Genomic DNA, 17,553 nt, shown 5'->3' on the forward strand with positions numbered 1-17,553 from the left:
GGCCGCACCTGGCTGCCGAGTGAGGAATGGGCCCGATGCCTGAGTTCGCGTACACCGATCTCCTTTCCCTGGGAGAGGACACGACCCCGTACCGGCTGGTGACAGCGGAGGGCGTCAGCACCTTCGAGGCCGACGGGCGGACGTTCCTCAAGGTGGAGCCGGAGGCGCTGCGCAGGCTGGCCGAGGAGGCCGTCCACGACATCCAGCACTATCTGCGCCCCGCCCATCTCGCCCAGCTGCGCCGCATCATCGACGACCCGGAGGCCTCGGCGAACGACAAGTTCGTCGCCCTCGACCTGCTGAAGAACGCCAACATCGCGGCCGCGGGCGTGCTGCCGATGTGCCAGGACACCGGTACCGCGATCGTCATGGGCAAGCGCGGGCAGCAGGTGCTGACCGGGGGCGGCGACGAGGAGGCCCTCAGCCGCGGTGTCTACGACGCCTACACCAAGCTCAATCTGCGCTACTCGCAGATGGCTCCGCTCACCATGTGGGAGGAGAAGAACACCGGCTCCAACCTCCCCGCGCAGATCGAGCTGTACGCCACCGACGGCGGCGCCTACAAGTTCCTGTTCATGGCGAAGGGCGGCGGCTCCGCCAACAAGTCGTTCCTCTACCAGGAGACCAAGGCCGTCCTCAACGAGGGCGCCATGATGAAGTTCCTGGAGGAGAAGATCCGTTCGCTCGGTACGGCCGCCTGTCCGCCGTACCATCTCGCGATCGTCGTCGGCGGTACGTCCGCCGAGTACGCGCTGAAGACGGCCAAGTACGCCTCCGCGCACTACCTGGACGAGCTGCCGGCCGAGGGCTCCGCGCTCGGGCACGGGTTCCGGGACAAGGAGCTGGAGGAGAAGGTCTTCGAGCTGACGCAGCGGATCGGGATCGGGGCGCAGTTCGGGGGCAAGTACTTCTGCCACGACGTGCGGGTGGTGCGGCTGCCGCGGCACGGGGCCTCCTGCCCCGTGGCCATCGCCGTGTCCTGCTCCGCCGACCGCCAGGCCGTCGCCAAGATCACCGCCGAGGGGGTGTTCCTGGAGCAGCTGGAGACCGATCCGGCGCGGTTCCTGCCGGAGACGACGGACGAGCACCTCGACGCCTCCGACGGCGATGTCGTCCGCATCGACCTCGACCAGCCGATGGACGACATCCTCGCCGAGCTGACCAAGTACCCTGTGAAGACGCGGCTCTCGCTGTCCGGGCCGCTGGTCGTCGCCCGTGACATCGCGCACGCCAAGATCAAGGAGCGGCTGGACGCGGGGGAGGCCATGCCGCAGTACCTCCGCGATCACCCGGTGTACTACGCGGGGCCCGCGAAGACTCCGTCGGGTTACGCCTCCGGGTCCTTCGGGCCGACCACGGCCGGGCGGATGGACTCCTACGTCGAGCAGTTCCAGGCGGCGGGTGGGTCCAAGGTCATGCTGGCCAAGGGCAACCGGAGCCGACAGGTCACGGACGCATGTGCGGCCCACGGGGGGTTCTATCTGGGGTCGATCGGCGGGCCTGCGGCGCGGTTGGCGCAGGACTGCATCAAGAAGGTCGAGGTCGTGGAGTACGCGGAGCTGGGGATGGAGGCGGTGTGGCGGATCGAGGTGGTGGACTTCCCGGCGTTCGTCGTGGTCGACGACAAGGGGAATGACTTCTTCCAGGATCCTGCGCCTCAGCCGACGTTCACGTCGATTCCGGTTCGGGGGGCCGCCGGGCCGGCGTAGGAGGGTTTTCGCCCCCGCCGCCCCTTCCCGTTCCCGACCCTGGGGGCTGCGCCCCCAGACCCCCCTGTCGGCCCTTCGGGCCTCGTCCTCAAACGCCGGACGGCTAAGAATCAGCCCCTCCGGCGTTTGAGGAGCGGGGGTACGGGGGCGGAGCCCCAGGGTCGGGACGGGAAGGGGCGGCGGGGGCGAAACCCGGAATAGCCCGCGCCCCCGGCACGCTGACCTCACCGGAGGTGGTCCGCGTGGCCGGTGGTGACGGGTATCGCGTCGAGCGGGATTCCATGGGGGACGTGCTCGTGCCCTCCTGGGCCAAGTGGCGGGCCCAGACCCAGCGGGCCGTCGAGAACTTCCCCGTCTCCGGGCAGCGGATCGAGCGCGCCCATATCGAGGCGCTCGCCCGCATCAAGGCCGCCGCCGCCAAGGTGAACGCGCAGCTCGGGGTGGTGGACGCGGACATCGCCCGGGCGATCCAGGAGGCCGCCGAGGAAGTGTCCGCCGGGGTCTGGGACGAGCACTTTCCCGTCGATGTGTTCCAGACCGGGTCCGGGACCTCGTCCAACATGAACGTCAACGAAGTCCTCGCCACGCTCGCCTCCGAGCGGCTCGGACGGGATGTCCATCCCAATGATCATGTGAACGCCTCGCAGTCGTCCAACGACGTGTTTCCGTCCTCCATCCACATCGCCGCCGTCTCGGCCGTCGTCCGTGATCTCGTCCCCGCGCTGGAACAGCTCGCCCAGGCCCTCGAGCGCAAGAGCGACGAGTTCTCCGACGTCGTGAAGTCCGGGCGGACCCATCTCATGGACGCCACCCCCGTCACCCTCGGCCAGGAGTTCGGCGGGTACGCCGCCCAGATGCGCCACGGTGTCGAGCGGCTGCGTTCCGCCCTGCCGCGGCTCGCCGAGCTGCCGCTCGGGGGGACCGCCGTCGGGACCGGGATCAACGCGCCGCCCGGGTTCGCCTCCGCCGTGATCGAGGAGCTCGTCCGGGTCACCGGGCTGCCGTTCACCGAGGCACGGAACCACTTCGAGGCACAGGGTGCCCGGGACGCCGTCGTCGAGGTCAGCGGGCAGCTACGGACCGTCGCCGTGGGGTTGACGAAGATCGCCAACGATCTGCGCTGGATGGCCTCCGGGCCCCGCACCGGGCTCGCCGAGATCGCCCTGCCCGATCTCCAGCCGGGGTCCTCGATCATGCCGGGCAAGGTCAACCCGGTCGTCCCGGAAGCCGTGCTGATGGTCGCCGCCCAGGTCATCGGTAACGACGTCACCGTCACCACCGCCGGTGCCGCCGGGAACTTCGAGCTCAATGTCATGCTTCCGGTGATCGGGAAGAATGTCCTGGAGTCCGTCCGGCTGCTCGCCAATGCGGCCCGGCTGCTCGCCGAGCGGACCGTCGACGGGATCGTCGCCCATCGGGAGCGGGCCCGCGAGTACGCCGAGTCGTCCCCCTCCGTCGTCACCCCGCTCAACCGGTACATCGGGTACGAGGAAGCCGCCAAGGTCGCCAAAAAGGCGCTCGCCGAGCGGAAGACGATCCGTCAAGTGGTGCTGGAGGGCGGCTATGTCGAGCGGGGAACCCTGACGGTCGAACAGCTCGACCGGGCGCTGGATGTCCTGCGGATGACCCGTCCGTGACACGTCCGTAAACCGTCACGCAGCAGTGCCGTCCCCAGTGTGAACCGTCCGGGGTTTCCCCGGCGTCGTATGCCCCAGGCACCTAATATCTGTTCATGGCAGACGGCGGAGCGGTGAGGGACGTGGAATACGCGGCATACGCGGAAGGCACGGAAGACACGGAAGACACGGAAGACGCGGGATACGTGGAAGACACGGCGCATCCGGCGGCGTACTGGGTCCCCGGGACGCAGATCCTGTGGCGGTACCGGGAGAACTCCGGCGCGCGCTTCCACATCGCACGGCCCGTCACCGTCGTACGGGACGACGCCGACACACTCGCCGTCTGGATGGCACCCGGCACCGAGTGCATGCGGCCCGTGATCGCCGACGGCACCCCGCTGCACGCCGAGCCGCTGGAGTCGCGGTACACCAAGCCGCGCACCGTACGGCGCGACCGGTGGGCCGGGACCGGGGTGCTGAAGCTGGCGCGGCCCGGTGAGCCCTGGTCGGTGTGGCTGTTCTGGGAACCGGGCTGGCGGTTCAAGAACTGGTACGTCAACCTTGAGGAACCACTGACCCGGTGGCACGGCGGAGTGGACTCCGAGGACCATTTTCTGGACATCTCCGTACGACCGGACGGCAGCTGGCAGTGGCACGACGAGGACGAGTTCGCCCAGGCCCAGCGGGACGGGCTGATGGACGCGCGGCTGGCGGACCAGGTGCGGGAAGCGGGCCTTTCGGCGGTGGAGGCGATCCGCTGCTGGGGGCCGCCGTTCTCCGAGGGCTGGCAGAACTGGCGCCCGGATCCGTCCTGGGATGTACCGTCACTGCCGGAGGACTGGGACCGTACGCCTGCGCACGTGTCCTCATGAGACCCTTGATGCGCCCCTGGTCAAGAAACGTAGGATCGTCCTCCGCAAGGGCGCGCTCAGGGGCAACTCCGAAGCATGCGGCGAGTCTGATCTAACGTCATCCCAAACGTCATCGAGGGGCGGCAGGACGTGAGCGAGGGGTACGAGGGGAACTCCGGCACGGACCCCACGGGGTTCGCCGGTGGCGCCGTGGGGGCAGGTGGCGCACGTGGCGCCTGTCGTGCCGGCGGCGCGGGTCGTGCCGGTGGCACAGGAACAGCCTCAGGCCACGCGGGAATTCCGTTCCTGGGGCACGTATTGCGGGTATCGGCAAGTCGGCGGGACGACGCACGCATGCGGCGTGCGGCCCCCACGGGACGGATTCGACAGGCGTGACGGAGCAGCCGGCCTTCTTCGAGCATCCCCAGACGGGAGTCGACCCCTCGGACCCCCGCGGGGCGCTGATGCGTGCCTCCGTGCCGCCCGCCGCGACGGCGTCCACCGCTTTACCGGCGCAGGCCCGCACCGGTGACACACCCGCAACAGGTCCGGCGACGGCCGCGGCCTGCGCCCAGGAGAAGGAGACCGCGCCCCCGGGCACGCCCATGACCTCCGGCACCGGCCCCGAGCACGCCCAGCCGTCGGCGACCGAGCACGGCACCCATCGCCCGCGTCCGGTCACGGACGGCATACCGGCCCAGCCGGGCGACGAGCAGCGGCCCGGCCCCGCCGAGCGCCGCAGCGGCCTCGGAGTGACGCCGGGGCGGCCCATGCCGATGCGCCGGGACGGCGACCGGCTGCGCTTCGTGGGCGCCGCGACCCGGCGGATCGCCCGCGGCATAGACCTCGACGAGATCGTGATGGGGCTGTGCCGGGCGACCGTGCCGACCTTCTCCGACGCGATCCTCGTCTATCTCCGCGACCCGCTGCCGGTCGGCGACGAACGGCCCACCGGCCCCGTCGTGCTGCGGCTGCGGCGCACCGACCGGATCCCGGAGGACCGGGACACCGACGGCGGCTTCGGGCCGGTGCTCCAGCCGGAGCCCGAGCTGTCGGAACTGTCCGCGGTCACCGCCGAACTGTGCGAGGTCCGGCCCGGCGGCGCCCTCACCGAAGTACTGCGCGGGGTGCGCCCGGTGTTCGCCGATGCGCCCGCCGCCCGTGCCGCGCTGCCCGAACTGCTCGGCGACGACGGCGAGCTGATCGTGCCGACCGGCCAGCGCGCGATCCTCGCCCCGCTGCGCGGCCGCCGCCGGGTGATCGGCGCCGCGGTGTTCCTGCGCCGCCCCGATCGGCTCGCCTTCGAGGCCGACGATCTGCTGGTCGCCGCGCAACTTGCCACGCACAGCGCCCTCGGCATAGACAAAGCGGTCCTTTACGGCCGTGAGGCGTACATCGCCGACGAACTCCAGCGCACCATGCTCCCCGAGCATCTCCCCCGCCCCACCGGGGTCCGGCTGGCCTCCCGTTATCTGCCGGCCGCCGAGACCGCGCGGGTCGGCGGCGACTGGTACGACGCCATCCCGCTGCCCGGCAGCCGGGTCGCCCTGGTCGTCGGCGACGTCATGGGCCACTCCATGACCTCGGCCGCGATCATGGGCCAGCTGCGCACCACCGCGCAGACCCTCGCCGGGCTGGACCTGCCGCCGCAAGAGGTGCTGCACCACCTCGACGAGCAGGCCCAACGGCTCGGCACCGACCGCATGGCAACGTGCATGTACGCGGTCTACGACCCGGTGTCGCACCGCATCACCATCGCCAACGCCGGTCATCCGCCACCCGTCCTGCTGCATCTGGGCGGCCGTGCCGAGGTGCTGCGGGTACCGCCCGGAGCGCCCATCGGCGTCGGCGGCGTCGACTTCGAGGCGGTGGAGCTGGACGCGCCCGCCGGGGCGACCCTGCTCCTCTACACCGACGGCCTGGTGGAGTCCCGGCTGCGTGACGTGTGGACCGGCATAGAGCAGCTCCGCGAGAAGCTCGCCGCGACCGCGCAGCTCACCGGGCCCGACCATCCGCCGCCGCTGGAAGCCCTGTGCGACGAGGTGCTCGACATGCTCGGCCCGGGCGACCGGGACGACGACATCGCGCTGCTCGCCGCCCGCTTCGACGGGATCGCGCCGAGCGACGTGGCGTACTGGTTCCTGGAGCCGGAGGACGCGGCACCCGGCCGGGCCCGCCGGCTGGCCCGCCGCGCGCTGGCCCGCTGGGGTCTGGAGGAGCTGAGCGACTCGGTGGAGCTGCTGGTCAGCGAGGTCGTCACCAACGCCGTGCGCTACGCCTCCCGCCCGGTGACACTGCGTCTGCTGCGCACCGATGTGCTGCGCTGCGAGGTCGGCGACGACGTGCCGCAGCTCCCCCGGCTGCGCCAGGCCCGCGCCACCGACGAGGGCGGCCGGGGACTGTACCTGGTCAACCGGCTGGCCCGGCGGTGGGGGGCGACCCGGCTGAGCACCGGGAAGGTGGTCTGGTTCGAGCTGAACCGGTCGTAGGACGGAAACGACGGAAAAGGGGAGGGGCGCCCGGCCGGACGCCCCTCCCCTTTTCCGTTGCCTACTGTTGTTACTGCGTCAGCGGCTGTCCGGTCGCGCCGCCCGTCGTCGGGGTCCCGGTCGGGGTCTGCGTCGGGGTCTGCGTCGGGGTCTGCGTCGGCGTCTGCGTCGGAGTCTGCGTCGGCGCCTGCGATGTCGGTGCCTCACTCGTCGGGGTCTGGGACGGCGTCTCGGACGGGGACTCGCTGGCCGACTCGGTGGCCGACGGGGTGGTCGACGGCTTGACCGCCGCGCCCTGAGTGGTGTCCAGGTCGAACTTGGACTTCTTGGTCACGCCGAAGGTGTACGCCGCCCAGATCTTCGCCGGGTAGCCGCCGCCGTTGATACGTCCGCTGCCCGGGATGAGCCCGGTGGCGCCCTTGAGGCTCACATGGGCGCCGGTCTTGATGTCCTCGCCGAACAGACCGACCGAGGTCACCAGGTCCGGGGTGTAGCCGGTGAACCAGGCCGACTTGTTGTTGTCGGAGGTTCCGGTCTTGCCCGCGACCTGCTGGCCGTTGCGGGCGGGGTTGTCGGCCACCGACGTACGGGCCGTACCGTCGTCGACCACGCCGGTGAGCACCGAGGTCACCGTGTCGGCGGCCGTCTTGCTGATCACCTGCTCGCCGATCGGATCGGAGAAGGTGACCGTGTGGTCCTTGTGCTCGGCCTTCGCGACCAGGGCCGGGGTGACCTTCTTGCCATGGTTGTCGAGGGTGGCGTAGATACCGGCCATCTCCAGCGGGCTCGCGCCCATGGAGCCCAGGGTCTGCGCGGGCACCGCCTGGAGTCCGTCGGTGTCCATGCCGAGCTTCCCGGCCGTGCCGATGACGTTCTTCATGCCGACGTCGACACCCATCTGCGCGAAGACGGAGTTGACCGATTTGTTCATCGCCGTCTGCACGGTGATGTCGCCGTAGTTCTGGTCGTCCTCGTTGGGCGGGCCGAATCCGACCTTGCTGCCGTTGTCCACGACCTGCCGACCGCTGGTGCCGTCGTAGACCGTGTTGGCGTCGATCGTCTTGCCGTCCTGCGTCTGGGCGCCGTCCGCGAGCGCGGAGGCCAGGATCACCGGCTTGAAGGTGGAGGCGACCTGGTAGTCCCGGCGGGTCGCGTTGCTGTAGTAGTGCTTGAAGTAGTCGACGCCGCCGTACAGGGCGACGACCTTGCCTGTCTTCGGGTCGACGGACGCGGCACCGGCCTGGACGTTCTTGTCGACCGCGCGCTTCTTGCCGTTCAGCTTGCTGGTGAGCTGGTCCTTGACGGCCTTCTCGAGCGCCGCCTGCTTCTTCTTGTCGATGTTGACCGTGACGGTCCAGCCGCCCCGGTCGAACAGCGCCACGGCGTCCTTGAAGGTCGGCGCGGTGCCCTGTGCGACGAGTTGCTTCTCCACCGCGGTCTTGGCGGCGTCCACGATGTAGCCGGTCTGCCCGCCCATGCCGGGTGCGGCCTTGGGCTCCTTGGGTATCGGGAACTTCAGCTCGGCGCGCTTGGCGGAGTCCAGCCAGTGTTCCTCGACCATGTTGTCGAGGACGTAGTTCCAGCGTGCCTGGACCAGCTTCTTGCTGGTGTCGGAGGCGACAGCCCAGTCGTACTGGCTGGGGGCCTGGAGCAGTGCGGCGAGATAGGCGCCCTGCTCGACCGAGAGTTTCTGGGCGTCGACGCGGTAGTACGCCTGCGCGGCGGCCTGGATGCCGTAGGCGCCACGGCCGTAGTAACTGGTGTTGATGTAGCCGGCGAGGATGTAGTCCTTCGACTTCTCCCGGTCCAGCTTCAGCGAGATGACCAGTTCCTTCAGCTTGCGCGTGACGGTCTGGTTCTGCGTCAGGTAGTAGTTCTTGACGTACTGCTGGGTGATCGTCGAACCGCCCTGCGCGCCCTTGCCGGACAGTGTGTTGAGCAGACCGCGGGCCGTGCCCCTGAGGTCGACGCCGTTGTCGTTGTAGAAGGACTTGTTCTCGGCGGCCACAAAGGTGTGCTGCACCTCCTTGGGCACCTTGGCGAGGTTGACTTCCTCACGGTTGGTCTTGCCCTGACGGGCCAGCAGCTTGCCGTCGCTGTACTTGAAGACATTGCTCTGCTGCAACGCCTGGGCGTTGCCCGCCGGGATGTCGATCAGCATGTACATCGCGATGAAGCTGCCGATGCCGAGCAGGCAGACGCCGAGGAATGCGCCGAGGATCTTCTTCCAGGTGAACATCCGGCGTATGAAGGACCTGCCGTCGCCGCCCCCCTTGGCCCTGCCCTTGGCCTTGGCCCTGCCCTTACCCTGGGCCGCCCGGCGGGCCGCCGCACGACCGCCGCTCGGTCCCGGAGTGCCGGACGGTCCCGGAGTGCCGGACGGTCCCGGAGTGCCGGACGGTCCCGTCGACGCCGTCGTCCCGGACGAGCGCTCGGGCGTCGCGCGGCGGCCACCGCGCTGCCGCGCTCGTCTGTCTTCCGCTCGTCCCATGACTGCGTCCGCTCCGCTTCGTTCTCGTGGGTCGCGAGTGTCGTACGACCTCGATTGGACTGTCGGTGCTCGTTCGGCACTCGGGCCACGGCTCAGGTCAGCTCTGCAAGCTAACACCGCTCTCTATGACAAACGGCCCGCGATCCGGTCCACCGGGCACGTGACAATCAGCACCCATCCTTGCCTCAACCGACGTGCGAGCAGCGCCGGAGGTTGCCACGGACGGCTGAAGTGTGGCGCCTGGAACAGCAATCGGCCGGGAAGGGCGCGCGAACGGCCAAAAGCGCGCGGCCGGCGTGTAGCGGAACTGTGACAAACGCCTGTCACCTGCGGGCACCCCACCTCGGACAGCGGTCTGCGCACAGCGCGTATACATCAGGGGTATACACCGTGTGTACAGTGCTGCTCATGTCCATCGGTCACACTCTCCTGGGGCTCCTGGAGTCCGGGCCCCGGCACGGCTACGACCTGAAGCGTGCCTTCGACGAGAAGTTCGGTCACGACCGGCCGCTGCACTACGGCCAGGTCTACTCGACGATGTCCCGTCTGCTGAAGAACGGGATGGTCGAGGTCGACGGCATCGAGCCCGGCGACGGGCCCGAGCGCAAGCGGTACGCGATCACCGAGGCCGGCGTCACCGACGTGCGGCGCTGGCTCGCCACCCCTGAGAAGCCGGAGCCGTACCTCCAGTCGACCCTCTACACCAAGGTCGTCCTGGCGCTGCTCACGCACCGCGACGCGGGCGACATCCTCGACACCCAGCGCTCCGAGCATCTGCGGATGATGCGGATCCTCACCGACCGCAAGCGCAAGGGCGACCTGGCCGACCAGCTGATCTGCGACCACGCCCTGTTCCATCTGGAGGCCGATCTGCGATGGCTGGAACTGACCGCCGCCCGTCTCGACAAGCTCGCCGAGGCGGTGACGTCATGAGCCAGGTCTCCGCGTCCGAAGCCTCCCCGGTGTCCGCCCCGGCCGGCTCCCTGCTCGTCGCCGAGGATCTGCGCAAGGCGTACGGCCCGACCCTCGCCCTCGACGGCGCCGGGTTCTCCATCCACCCCGGCGAGGTCGTCGCCGTGATGGGCCCCTCCGGCTCCGGCAAGTCGACCCTGCTGCACTGCCTCGCCGGGATCGTCACCCCCGACTCCGGGTCGATCCGCTACGACGGCCGGGAGATGGCGGTGATGAACGACGCCGAGCGCAGCGCCCTGCGCCGCTCGGAGTTCGGGTTCGTGTTCCAGTTCGGGCAGTTGGTGCCGGAGCTGACCTGCGCCGAGAACGTGGCCCTGCCGCTCCGGCTGAACGGCACACCCCGCAAGGCCGCCGAGCGGACCGCGCGGGAGTGGATGGCGCGGCTGGAGGTCGACGACGTCGCGGGCAAGCGGCCGGGTGAGGTGTCCGGCGGTCAGGGGCAGCGGGTCGCGGTGGCGCGGGCGCTGGTCACCTCGCCCCGGGTGATCTTCGCCGACGAGCCGACCGGCGCGCTCGACTCCCTCAACGGCGAGCGGGTGATGGAGCTGCTCACGGACGCGGCCCGCTCGGCGAACGCGGCCGTCGTGCTGGTCACGCACGAGGCGCGGGTGGCGGCCTACTCCGACCGCGAGATCGTCGTACGGGACGGGCGGTCGCGGGACATGGAGCGGATCGTATGACCGCGCAGACGTCCCTCCGGCCGCGACCCGCGCAGCCGGGGAGGCTCCGGCAGTGGGGCCGGGACCTGGGCATGGGGGTCCGGTTCGCGTTCACCGGCGGGCGCGAGAGCTGGGTTCGGGTCACGCTGACCGCGGTCGGCGTGGGGCTCGGCGTGGCGGTGCTGCTGCTGACGACGGCGGTGCCGAACATCCTGGTCGCCCGGCACGACCGCGAGGAGGCCCGGCTCGACTACACCTACAGCCAGAAGACCATGCCCCGGGCCGACGACACCCTGGTCATCGCCGACACCGACACGACGTTCCGCGGCAAGGACGTGCGCGGCCGGCTGGTGCAGCCCGAGGGGGCGCGGTCACCGCTGCCGCCGGGTGTGGCGAAGTTCCCGGCGGCGGGCGACATGCTGGTCTCCCCCGCGCTGAAGGACCTGCTCGCGTCCGGCGGCGGGAAGCTGCTGCGGGAGCGGCTGCCGTACCGGGTCGTCGGCACCATCGGGGAGAGCGGTCTGATCGGCTCGCACGAACTGGCCTACTACGCGGGCGCCGACAACCTCGCCTCGAAGATCCACCCGCCCACCGTGGCCCGCATCGACCGCTACGGCAGCCCCACGGCGTCGCCCGAGCGCACCGACCCGGTGCTGCTGCTGCTGGCGCTGGTGGTGTTCGTGGTGCTGCTGATGCCGATCGCCGTGTTCATCGCCGCGGCCGTTCGGTTCGGCGGCGAGCGGCGCGACCGCAGGCTGGCCGCGCTGCGGCTGGTCGGCTCCGACAGCGGGATGACCCGGCGGATCGCGGCGGGCGAGGCCCTCGCGGGCGCGCTCGCCGGGCTTGTCCTCGGGACGGTCTTCTTCCTGATCGGCCGTCAACTGGCGGGCCAGGCAGAAGTACTGGGCGTCAGCGTGTTCCCCAGCTATCTCAACCCCTCCCCCGTCCTCGCCCTGCTGGTCGCGGTGGCGGTGCCCGCCGCGGCGGTGCTGGTGACACTGTTCGCGCTGCGCGGGGTGGTCATCGAGCCGCTGGGCGTGGTGCGTACGGCGCGCCCCGCGCGGCGCCGGCTGTGGTGGCGGCTGCTGCTGCCGCTGGGCGGTCTCGCGCTGCTCTATCCGATGATCGGCAAGGGCCACGCCAACGGCGACTTCAACCAGTACATGGTCACCGGCGGTGTCGTCCTGCTGCTCGTCGGAGTGACGGCGCTGCTGCCCTGGGTCGTCGAGTCGGTGGTCGCCCGGCTGAACTCGGGCGGCGTGGCGTGGCAACTGGCCGTGCGCCGACTCCAGTTGAGCAGCGGTACGGCGGCCCGCATGGTCAACGGCATCGCGGTGGCCGTCGCCGGGGCGATCGCGCTCCAGATGCTGTTCGCCGGCGTGGAGCACGAGTACACCAAGGACACCTCGAACGACCTCACCCGGGCGCAGATGCAGGTGGAAATGCCCGACGGCACACCGATCACCGCGTCCGCCGCGAAATTCGGCGCCACCAAGGGCGTCAGCCATGTCATCGCCCTGGGCAACGGCTCCCTCGCCGACCGGCGAACCGACCCGGAGAACTTCCTCGACTTCACCCTCGGCGACTGCGCCGCACTGCGCGAGGTGGCGAAGCTCCCGTCCTGCCGTGACGGCGACGTGTTCATCGCCAAGAACTCGGAGTCCGGGAACATCGCCATGGCCAAGCCCGGCCGCACCCTGTACCTCGACCCGGGCTACACCAACGACGACCCGGGCACCGGCGCGAGCTGGACGGTACGGGGGAAGCTGCGCCAGGTGACCACGGTCAAGGATCCCAACGGCTTGACCCGGCAGGGTGTGCTGATGACCCGGGGCGCACTGCCGCACGCCGCGGAGAGCGCCGTGAGCGAGTCGCTGTATCTGTCGATCGACCGCTCGGTGCCGGACGCCCTGGAGCACGTCCGCAACACAGCCGTCGGCATCTCTCCGCTGCTCTCCGTGCAGACCTGGTCGTCGACCACGCAGGACATGAAGTTCACCTCGATCCGCACCGGCCTGTTCGTCGGGGCGTCCTGCGTCCTCGCGCTGATCGGGGCGAGCCTGCTGGTCTCGCAGCTGGAGCAGTTGCGGGAGCGCAAGAAGCTGCTGTCCGCGCTGGTCGCCTTCGGCACCCGGCGCCGCACCCTCGGCCTGTCGGTGCTGTGGCAGACGGCGATCCCGATCGGGCTGGGCCTGCTGCTGGCCTCGGCGGTGGGTCTTGCGCTGGGCGTGGTGCTGCTGAAGATGACCGCCACGGCGGTGACCGTGGACTGGGCGAGCGTGGCCGCGATGACCGGGATCGGCGCGGGGGTCGTCCTCGTGGTGACCCTGCTCAGCCTGCCGCCGTTGCTGCGGCTGATGCGGCCGGACGGGCTGCGCACGGAGTAGCCGAAACCGGTGGTGGCCCCTGCCGCGGGGGAGGGGCCACCGTCCCGTCTGGTGCTTTGGCTGTCCGGCTGTCCGGCTGTCCGGCTGTCCGGCTGTCCGGCTGTCCGGCTGTCCGGCTGTCCGGCTGTCCGGCTACAGGCTGTGCTCCTTGACCACCCGCCGGACCTGTGCGAACAGCATGCCGACGTTCACCGACTTGCGGCAGACGACGACGGCGATGACGTCCTGCTGCTCCGTCATCCTCACGAACAGGTGGGTGAGGTTGTCGCTGTTGACGAGGATCTCCTGGAAGAAGTGGTTGTCGTTGCTGCTCCCCCGCCGCTCCTTGAAGACGTCCTCGATCATCACGACCGTACGTCCCTGGAACAGGTCCAGGGTGGCGCCCGCGAGGAGGTCGAGGACCTCCGGCGGGTGGTTGTCCACGGTCTCGTACGAGAGCAGCATCCCGGTGCTCATGTCGACCACGCCCGCCGCGACGCAGTCCGGTGCGTCCGTGCGCAGCGATTTCACAAGGCTCATCACCTGGTCGGAGAATCCCGTAGTCATACGTTTCGTCGCCATTCCGTTGGTTCCTCTGGTTCTCTGAGTCCTCTAGGCCCTCTGGGCCATGGGGGCCGTCTGGTGCCGCTGGTGGTGCTTCTGGGGCCTGTGCTGGTGGTGCTTCTGGGGCCTGTGCTGGTGGTACTTCTGGGGCCTGCGGGGCCGCTGGGGCCTCGGATGCCGCCGGCTCATCCGGTCTGCTTCAGACGCCCTCGGGTGTCTTCGCCGTGAGGATCGAGCCGATGCGGTCGAGGGCGGGCAGGGTGGCCCGGTGCAGCCGGTCCACGTCGATCCCCTCGTCGCCGAGCACGACCATCAGGGCGGTGTCGCCCACCGCGTAGAACGCCGCGCACCCGTGGCTGCCGTAGGTCACCGTCTGCCGGAGCGCGCCGCGCGCGGTCGCGTGGGCGGTGCGCCGAGCCAGCCCGAGCCCCGCCGCGGCGAGCGCCGCCAGGCCCTCCGGGTCGATCGAGTCGGCGGTGTCGGCGGCGATCAGCAGTCCGTCACAGGCGGCGAGCGCGGTGTCGGTGATTCCGGTGACCTGTTCCCGCAGTCCGCGCATTTCCCGCGCGAGCGCTTCGTGGTCCATTGGCGCAACTCCCTCATTTTCGGCGACTTTCGCCTGGTGACGGTTGTGGTTCACGGGTGTTCGGAGTTATCCACCGGAGTTGTTCAAAGGCGTCCGGTGCGTTGGTGTTCCTCATCGCGCGGTCCCGTTGCGCAGCCGGAAGAATCCGCGCCAGCCGGTCTCGTTCTTCTGCGGGGTGAGGGTCTCGGTGATACCGCTCGCGCCGGGGGTGCGGCGGGGCAGGTTGAGCGGCAGCGGGATCGGTGCGGGCGGCAAAGGGGGCGGCGCCGGTTCGCGCTGCCGTACGGGAGAACCTTCGGGCGTCACCCGCACGGGTATCGGCACGGGGGCGCCGTTGCACTCCAGCAGGCCCTCGGCCAGCATCCGGCCGACCTCCACGGTGACCGTGTAGACACCGCGCCCGCAGCGGAAGGCCAGGTCACGGGCGGTACGGCGGCCGTCGGCATGGATCAGCAGCTCGGCCTGGAAGCCGCTGAGCTGCCGTAGCGGCGCACCGGGCACGGGGCGCTCACGGTCGGGGTGCACGGGGTACGGCAGGGAGGCCACGGCGCCGAGCCGGCGGGCCGCGTCCTGGAGCAGCCGGAAGGGTCCTTCGCCCACGGCGACCGAGGCGAGGAGCGACTCCGCCAGCCGGGGCTGCTCGGCGGGGTCGGTGGGGTCGATGCGGATACAGCCGTCGATCTGACCTGCGGCGATCGCGAAGGCGGCGTCCTGGAGGGCCAGCACACAGACCACTCTGAGCTGTGCGGCGCCCGCGTAGCCGTGGGCGATCAGACCGTCGGCCGGCCAGCGCGAACCGCCGGACTCCCGTACGAGTTCGGCCCACTGCTCGCCGGTGACCCGGCCGGAGCGCAGCAGCAGCGTCTCGGGGCCGGGAGCGCCGGGGGTCTCGGCGGCGACGACGAGGCCGTTCCGCAGCCGGAAGGTGCCGCCGGGCGAGCCCGTCACCCGCAGGTCCCCGGTGTATCCGTCCCCTCCGCAGGCGGCCAGGGCCTGCGCCAGCAGCTCGAATCCGACCCGGCCGAGCGAATCCCGAACGCCCTCCCGAAAGCCCGACATCACTCCCCTTGGCTTTTTTCGCACATACGCCTGACGCATAGCGCTGAGGGGGCAATGTGTATCAGCCGGGCCGAGGGGGACGGCCGAGGTCTTCCGAGCTGGCTGCACATGACGGATTCCGGCCCGGAAGGTGAGAAGTCCGACCCTTCGGTTGGCTTTATCCGATGGTCATTTGAACGCTTTCGAAAGCCGCGTGCGTCCTTGCCCGGATGCCCTCGACGAGGTCCTGACAGCCTCGTCGGCGGGAGTCGGGGGCACGGCGCCGGTCAGGGCGATCGCCGCACGCTGCCGAGCAAGGGAATTCCGCCCCCGCCGCCCCTGCCCTGTCCCGACCCCAGGGGCTGCGCCCCTCGGACCCCACGCGGGCTGTGCCCGTCGGGCACCCGGGCCCGGCACCGGGGCCTGAACAGGGCGGAACCCAACCCGCGCGGGGCAAGGGCCAGGCCCGGTGAGGGTGGGAACCGGGATCGGCAGCCACAACGGAGCCAGCCCTGGCAAGGGGGCCCGGCCAGATACAGCCCATCAGGGTGCCGCGGTCAAGGGCGGCCCAGTCGTGGCGGTCCGTCCGCGCGGTCCCGGGCCGGGGTCAGACCGGATCCATGGCCCCCGCGTCGCGGGATGGCGTCCCGCCGGTCGGTGCCGTTTCGATTTCCGGGGGTTCCTCGTCCAGTTGGGCTGCCAGGGCTGCCTCTTCCTGGGCGTAGGAACGCAGGTAGCCGACCACCGTGTTGGTGACCGCCACCAGCGGGACCGCGACCACCGCTCCGCCGATGCCGGCGATCATGCCGCCCGCCGCCACCGACAGGACCACCGCCAGCGGGTGGACGCGGACAGCGCGGCCGAGGATGAACGGCTGGAGGATGTGGCCCTCGATCTGCTGGACCGCCAGCACCACGGCCAGTGTCATCACCGCCGTGAACACACCCTGGGTCACCAGCGCGACCACCACCGCCAGCGCGCCGGAGGCCACCGCTCCGACCAGCGGGATGAACGAGAACAGGAAGATGAACACGGCCAGCGGCACAGCCATCGGGACGTCGAGGAAGTAGATGCCCAGGCCGATGAAGATGGCGTCTATCAGGGCGACTATCACCGTGCCCCGGACGTACGCGGTGAGCGTCCGCCACGCGCGCGGGCCGGCTCCGGCCAGCGCGGGCCGTGCCTGGGCCGGGACCAGTTTCAGCGACCACTCCCAGATCCGCCGGCCGTCGTAGAGCAGGAACAGCGTCGAGAAGAAGGTCAGCAGGATGCCGGTCATGGCCTCCACGACCACCTGTACGCCGGCCAGGCCCGCCGAGGTGATCTGGTCGGTGTTGGCGCCGATGGCGTCACGCAGATTCTTCGCTATCCCGTTGATCTGCTTGTTGGTGACATGGAGCGGGCTGTTCAGCAGCCACTTGCGCAGATCGTCGATGCCGCCCTGCACCTGGTTGGACAGATTGTCGATGTTCTCCATGACCTGCCAGGTCACGAACCACCCGATCAGCCCCATGATGACGAAGCCCAGGATCGCCGTCAGCGCGGTCGCCACCCCGCGGGGCACTCCGCGCCGGGTCAGCCGGGACACCGTCGGCTGCATCAGCGCGGTGATCAGCATCGCCGCCACGAAGGCCAGCACCACGAGCTGTACGGCACTGATCACCCGCATCAGCACCCACACCGTCCCCGCCAGCACCAGCAGCCGCCAGCCCGCCTCGGCGGCGACCCGCACACCCCACGGCACGGCGTGCGCGGGATCCGGGCGGATCATCTGCATGACGGGGACAGGGACAGAGACGGGGACAGCAACGGGGGTGGGGGGCGGGGCGGGCTGCTGCCGCTTCGGGGACGGCAGTTCGGCGTCGGGGGCGGTAACGGCGTCGGCCGGTTCCGCGTCTCTAGGATCCGCATATCGCGGATCCGCGTCCGCCGGATGATCCGTATCCGGGACCGGGACGACCGGGACCGGGACCGGGACCGGTCTCGGTACGGGTGCCGCTTCCTGCTCCGGCGCCGAGGCCGACGCCGCAGGCCCCGCCTCCGCCTGGTCCTGCTCGATCTGGACCCGGCGTTCGTCGAGCCGCTCGCTCATCTCCGTCAGTCCGGCGCCGAGCCGTCCGAGCCACTCAGGCACTCGTGACATGATCCGTCCTCTACCCGTGTTCTGTCCCCCGTTGCGCACACCACTCCCTCCGGAGTCGTCGCGTCC

The 17,553-nt window shown here is 70.4% G+C and carries 12 protein-coding genes; 7 read left to right on the forward strand and 5 right to left on the reverse strand.

All coding sequences use genetic code 11. The annotated features are described in order from the left end of the window. Positions 1 to 26 precede the first annotated feature (26 nt). From ACSYGN_RS14435 to ACSYGN_RS14450, 4 genes are all read left to right on the forward strand, one after another. Positions 27 to 1,709 carry a fumarate hydratase gene (locus ACSYGN_RS14435; RefSeq protein WP_460395585.1) on the forward strand — a complete coding sequence of 561 codons (1,683 nt, stop codon included), beginning with the start codon at positions 27 to 29 and terminating at the stop codon, positions 1,707 to 1,709. Positions 1,710 to 1,951: 242 nt separating this feature from the next. Beyond that, entirely contained in the window at positions 1,952 to 3,346 is a 1,395-nt protein-coding gene (locus ACSYGN_RS14440) for a class II fumarate hydratase (protein ID WP_460395587.1), read from the forward strand. An 89-nt stretch (positions 3,347 to 3,435) separates the two neighbouring features. Further along, positions 3,436 to 4,200: a cytidylyl-2-hydroxypropylphosphonate hydrolase gene (gene fomD / locus ACSYGN_RS14445; protein ID WP_460403456.1), complete on the forward strand. Its 765-nt coding sequence runs from the start codon at positions 3,436 to 3,438 to the stop codon at positions 4,198 to 4,200. A gap of 371 nt (positions 4,201 to 4,571) precedes the next feature. Continuing rightward, positions 4,572 to 6,668, forward strand: coding sequence for a SpoIIE family protein phosphatase (locus ACSYGN_RS14450; RefSeq protein WP_460395589.1), 2,097 nt, complete (start codon positions 4,572 to 4,574; stop codon positions 6,666 to 6,668). A 70-nt stretch (positions 6,669 to 6,738) separates the two neighbouring features. Here ACSYGN_RS14450 and ACSYGN_RS14455 read toward each other — a convergent pair whose 3' ends face one another. Beyond that, positions 6,739 to 9,159, reverse strand: coding sequence for a transglycosylase domain-containing protein (locus tag ACSYGN_RS14455; RefSeq protein ID WP_460395591.1), 2,421 nt, complete (start codon positions 9,157 to 9,159; stop codon positions 6,739 to 6,741). Between the two features lie 408 nt (positions 9,160 to 9,567). Here ACSYGN_RS14455 and ACSYGN_RS14460 point away from each other — a divergent pair, with 408 nt between their 5' ends. Genes ACSYGN_RS14460 through ACSYGN_RS14470 form a run of 3 tightly spaced genes read left to right on the forward strand, consistent with a single transcriptional unit; the run spans position 9,568 to position 13,177 of the window. Beyond that, positions 9,568 to 10,092, forward strand: coding sequence for a PadR family transcriptional regulator (locus ACSYGN_RS14460; protein ID WP_460395593.1), 525 nt, complete (start codon positions 9,568 to 9,570; stop codon positions 10,090 to 10,092). Next, positions 10,089 to 10,811 carry an ABC transporter ATP-binding protein gene (locus tag ACSYGN_RS14465; protein WP_460395595.1) on the forward strand — a complete coding sequence of 241 codons (723 nt, stop codon included), beginning with the start codon at positions 10,089 to 10,091 and terminating at the stop codon, positions 10,809 to 10,811. The genes ACSYGN_RS14460 and ACSYGN_RS14465 overlap by 4 nt, the downstream gene beginning before the upstream one ends. Continuing rightward, the gene (locus ACSYGN_RS14470) at positions 10,808 to 13,177 is read left to right on the forward strand and encodes an ABC transporter permease (protein WP_460395597.1); all 2,370 of its coding nucleotides are present in this window, start codon (positions 10,808 to 10,810) and stop codon (positions 13,175 to 13,177) included. The genes ACSYGN_RS14465 and ACSYGN_RS14470 overlap by 4 nt, the downstream gene beginning before the upstream one ends. A 132-nt stretch (positions 13,178 to 13,309) precedes the next feature. On the opposite strand, the gene ACSYGN_RS14475 is transcribed toward ACSYGN_RS14470, so the two are convergent. From ACSYGN_RS14475 to ACSYGN_RS14490, 4 genes are all read right to left on the reverse strand, one after another. After that, positions 13,310 to 13,738 carry a hypothetical protein gene (locus tag ACSYGN_RS14475; RefSeq protein ID WP_460395599.1) on the reverse strand — a complete coding sequence of 143 codons (429 nt, stop codon included), beginning with the start codon at positions 13,736 to 13,738 and terminating at the stop codon, positions 13,310 to 13,312. A 181-nt stretch (positions 13,739 to 13,919) separates the two neighbouring features. After that, complete coding sequence (locus ACSYGN_RS14480) at positions 13,920 to 14,306, reverse strand: roadblock/LC7 domain-containing protein (RefSeq protein WP_460395601.1); 387 nt, start codon at positions 14,304 to 14,306, stop codon at positions 13,920 to 13,922. 111 nt (positions 14,307 to 14,417) lie between these two features. Then, a complete protein-coding gene (locus tag ACSYGN_RS14485) occupies positions 14,418 to 15,365 on the reverse strand; it encodes a MarR family transcriptional regulator (protein ID WP_460395603.1) in 948 nt (315 codons plus the stop codon). Between the two features lie 586 nt (positions 15,366 to 15,951). Continuing rightward, the gene (locus tag ACSYGN_RS14490) at positions 15,952 to 17,487 is read right to left on the reverse strand and encodes an AI-2E family transporter (RefSeq protein ID WP_460395605.1); all 1,536 of its coding nucleotides are present in this window, start codon (positions 17,485 to 17,487) and stop codon (positions 15,952 to 15,954) included. Positions 17,488 to 17,553 lie beyond the last annotated feature (66 nt).

This window comes from Streptomyces sp. YIM S03343, from assembly GCF_054729195.1.

Coding starts and splice junctions, on each gene's coding strand:
- ACSYGN_RS14435 (WP_460395585.1), top strand. CDS start 27: ATGGGCCCGATGCCTGAGTTCGCGTACACCGATCTCCTTTCCCTGGGA.
- ACSYGN_RS14455 (WP_460395591.1), bottom strand. CDS start 9,159: ATGGGACGAGCGGAAGACAGACGAGCGCGGCAGCGCGGTGGCCGCCGC.
- ACSYGN_RS14460 (WP_460395593.1), top strand. CDS start 9,568: ATGTCCATCGGTCACACTCTCCTGGGGCTCCTGGAGTCCGGGCCCCGG.
- ACSYGN_RS14465 (WP_460395595.1), top strand. CDS start 10,089: ATGAGCCAGGTCTCCGCGTCCGAAGCCTCCCCGGTGTCCGCCCCGGCC.
- ACSYGN_RS14470 (WP_460395597.1), top strand. CDS start 10,808: ATGACCGCGCAGACGTCCCTCCGGCCGCGACCCGCGCAGCCGGGGAGG.
- ACSYGN_RS14475 (WP_460395599.1), bottom strand. CDS start 13,738: ATGGCGACGAAACGTATGACTACGGGATTCTCCGACCAGGTGATGAGC.
- ACSYGN_RS14480 (WP_460395601.1), bottom strand. CDS start 14,306: ATGGACCACGAAGCGCTCGCGCGGGAAATGCGCGGACTGCGGGAACAG.
- ACSYGN_RS14485 (WP_460395603.1), bottom strand. CDS start 15,365: ATGTCGGGCTTTCGGGAGGGCGTTCGGGATTCGCTCGGCCGGGTCGGA.
- ACSYGN_RS14490 (WP_460395605.1), bottom strand. CDS start 17,487: ATGTCACGAGTGCCTGAGTGGCTCGGACGGCTCGGCGCCGGACTGACG.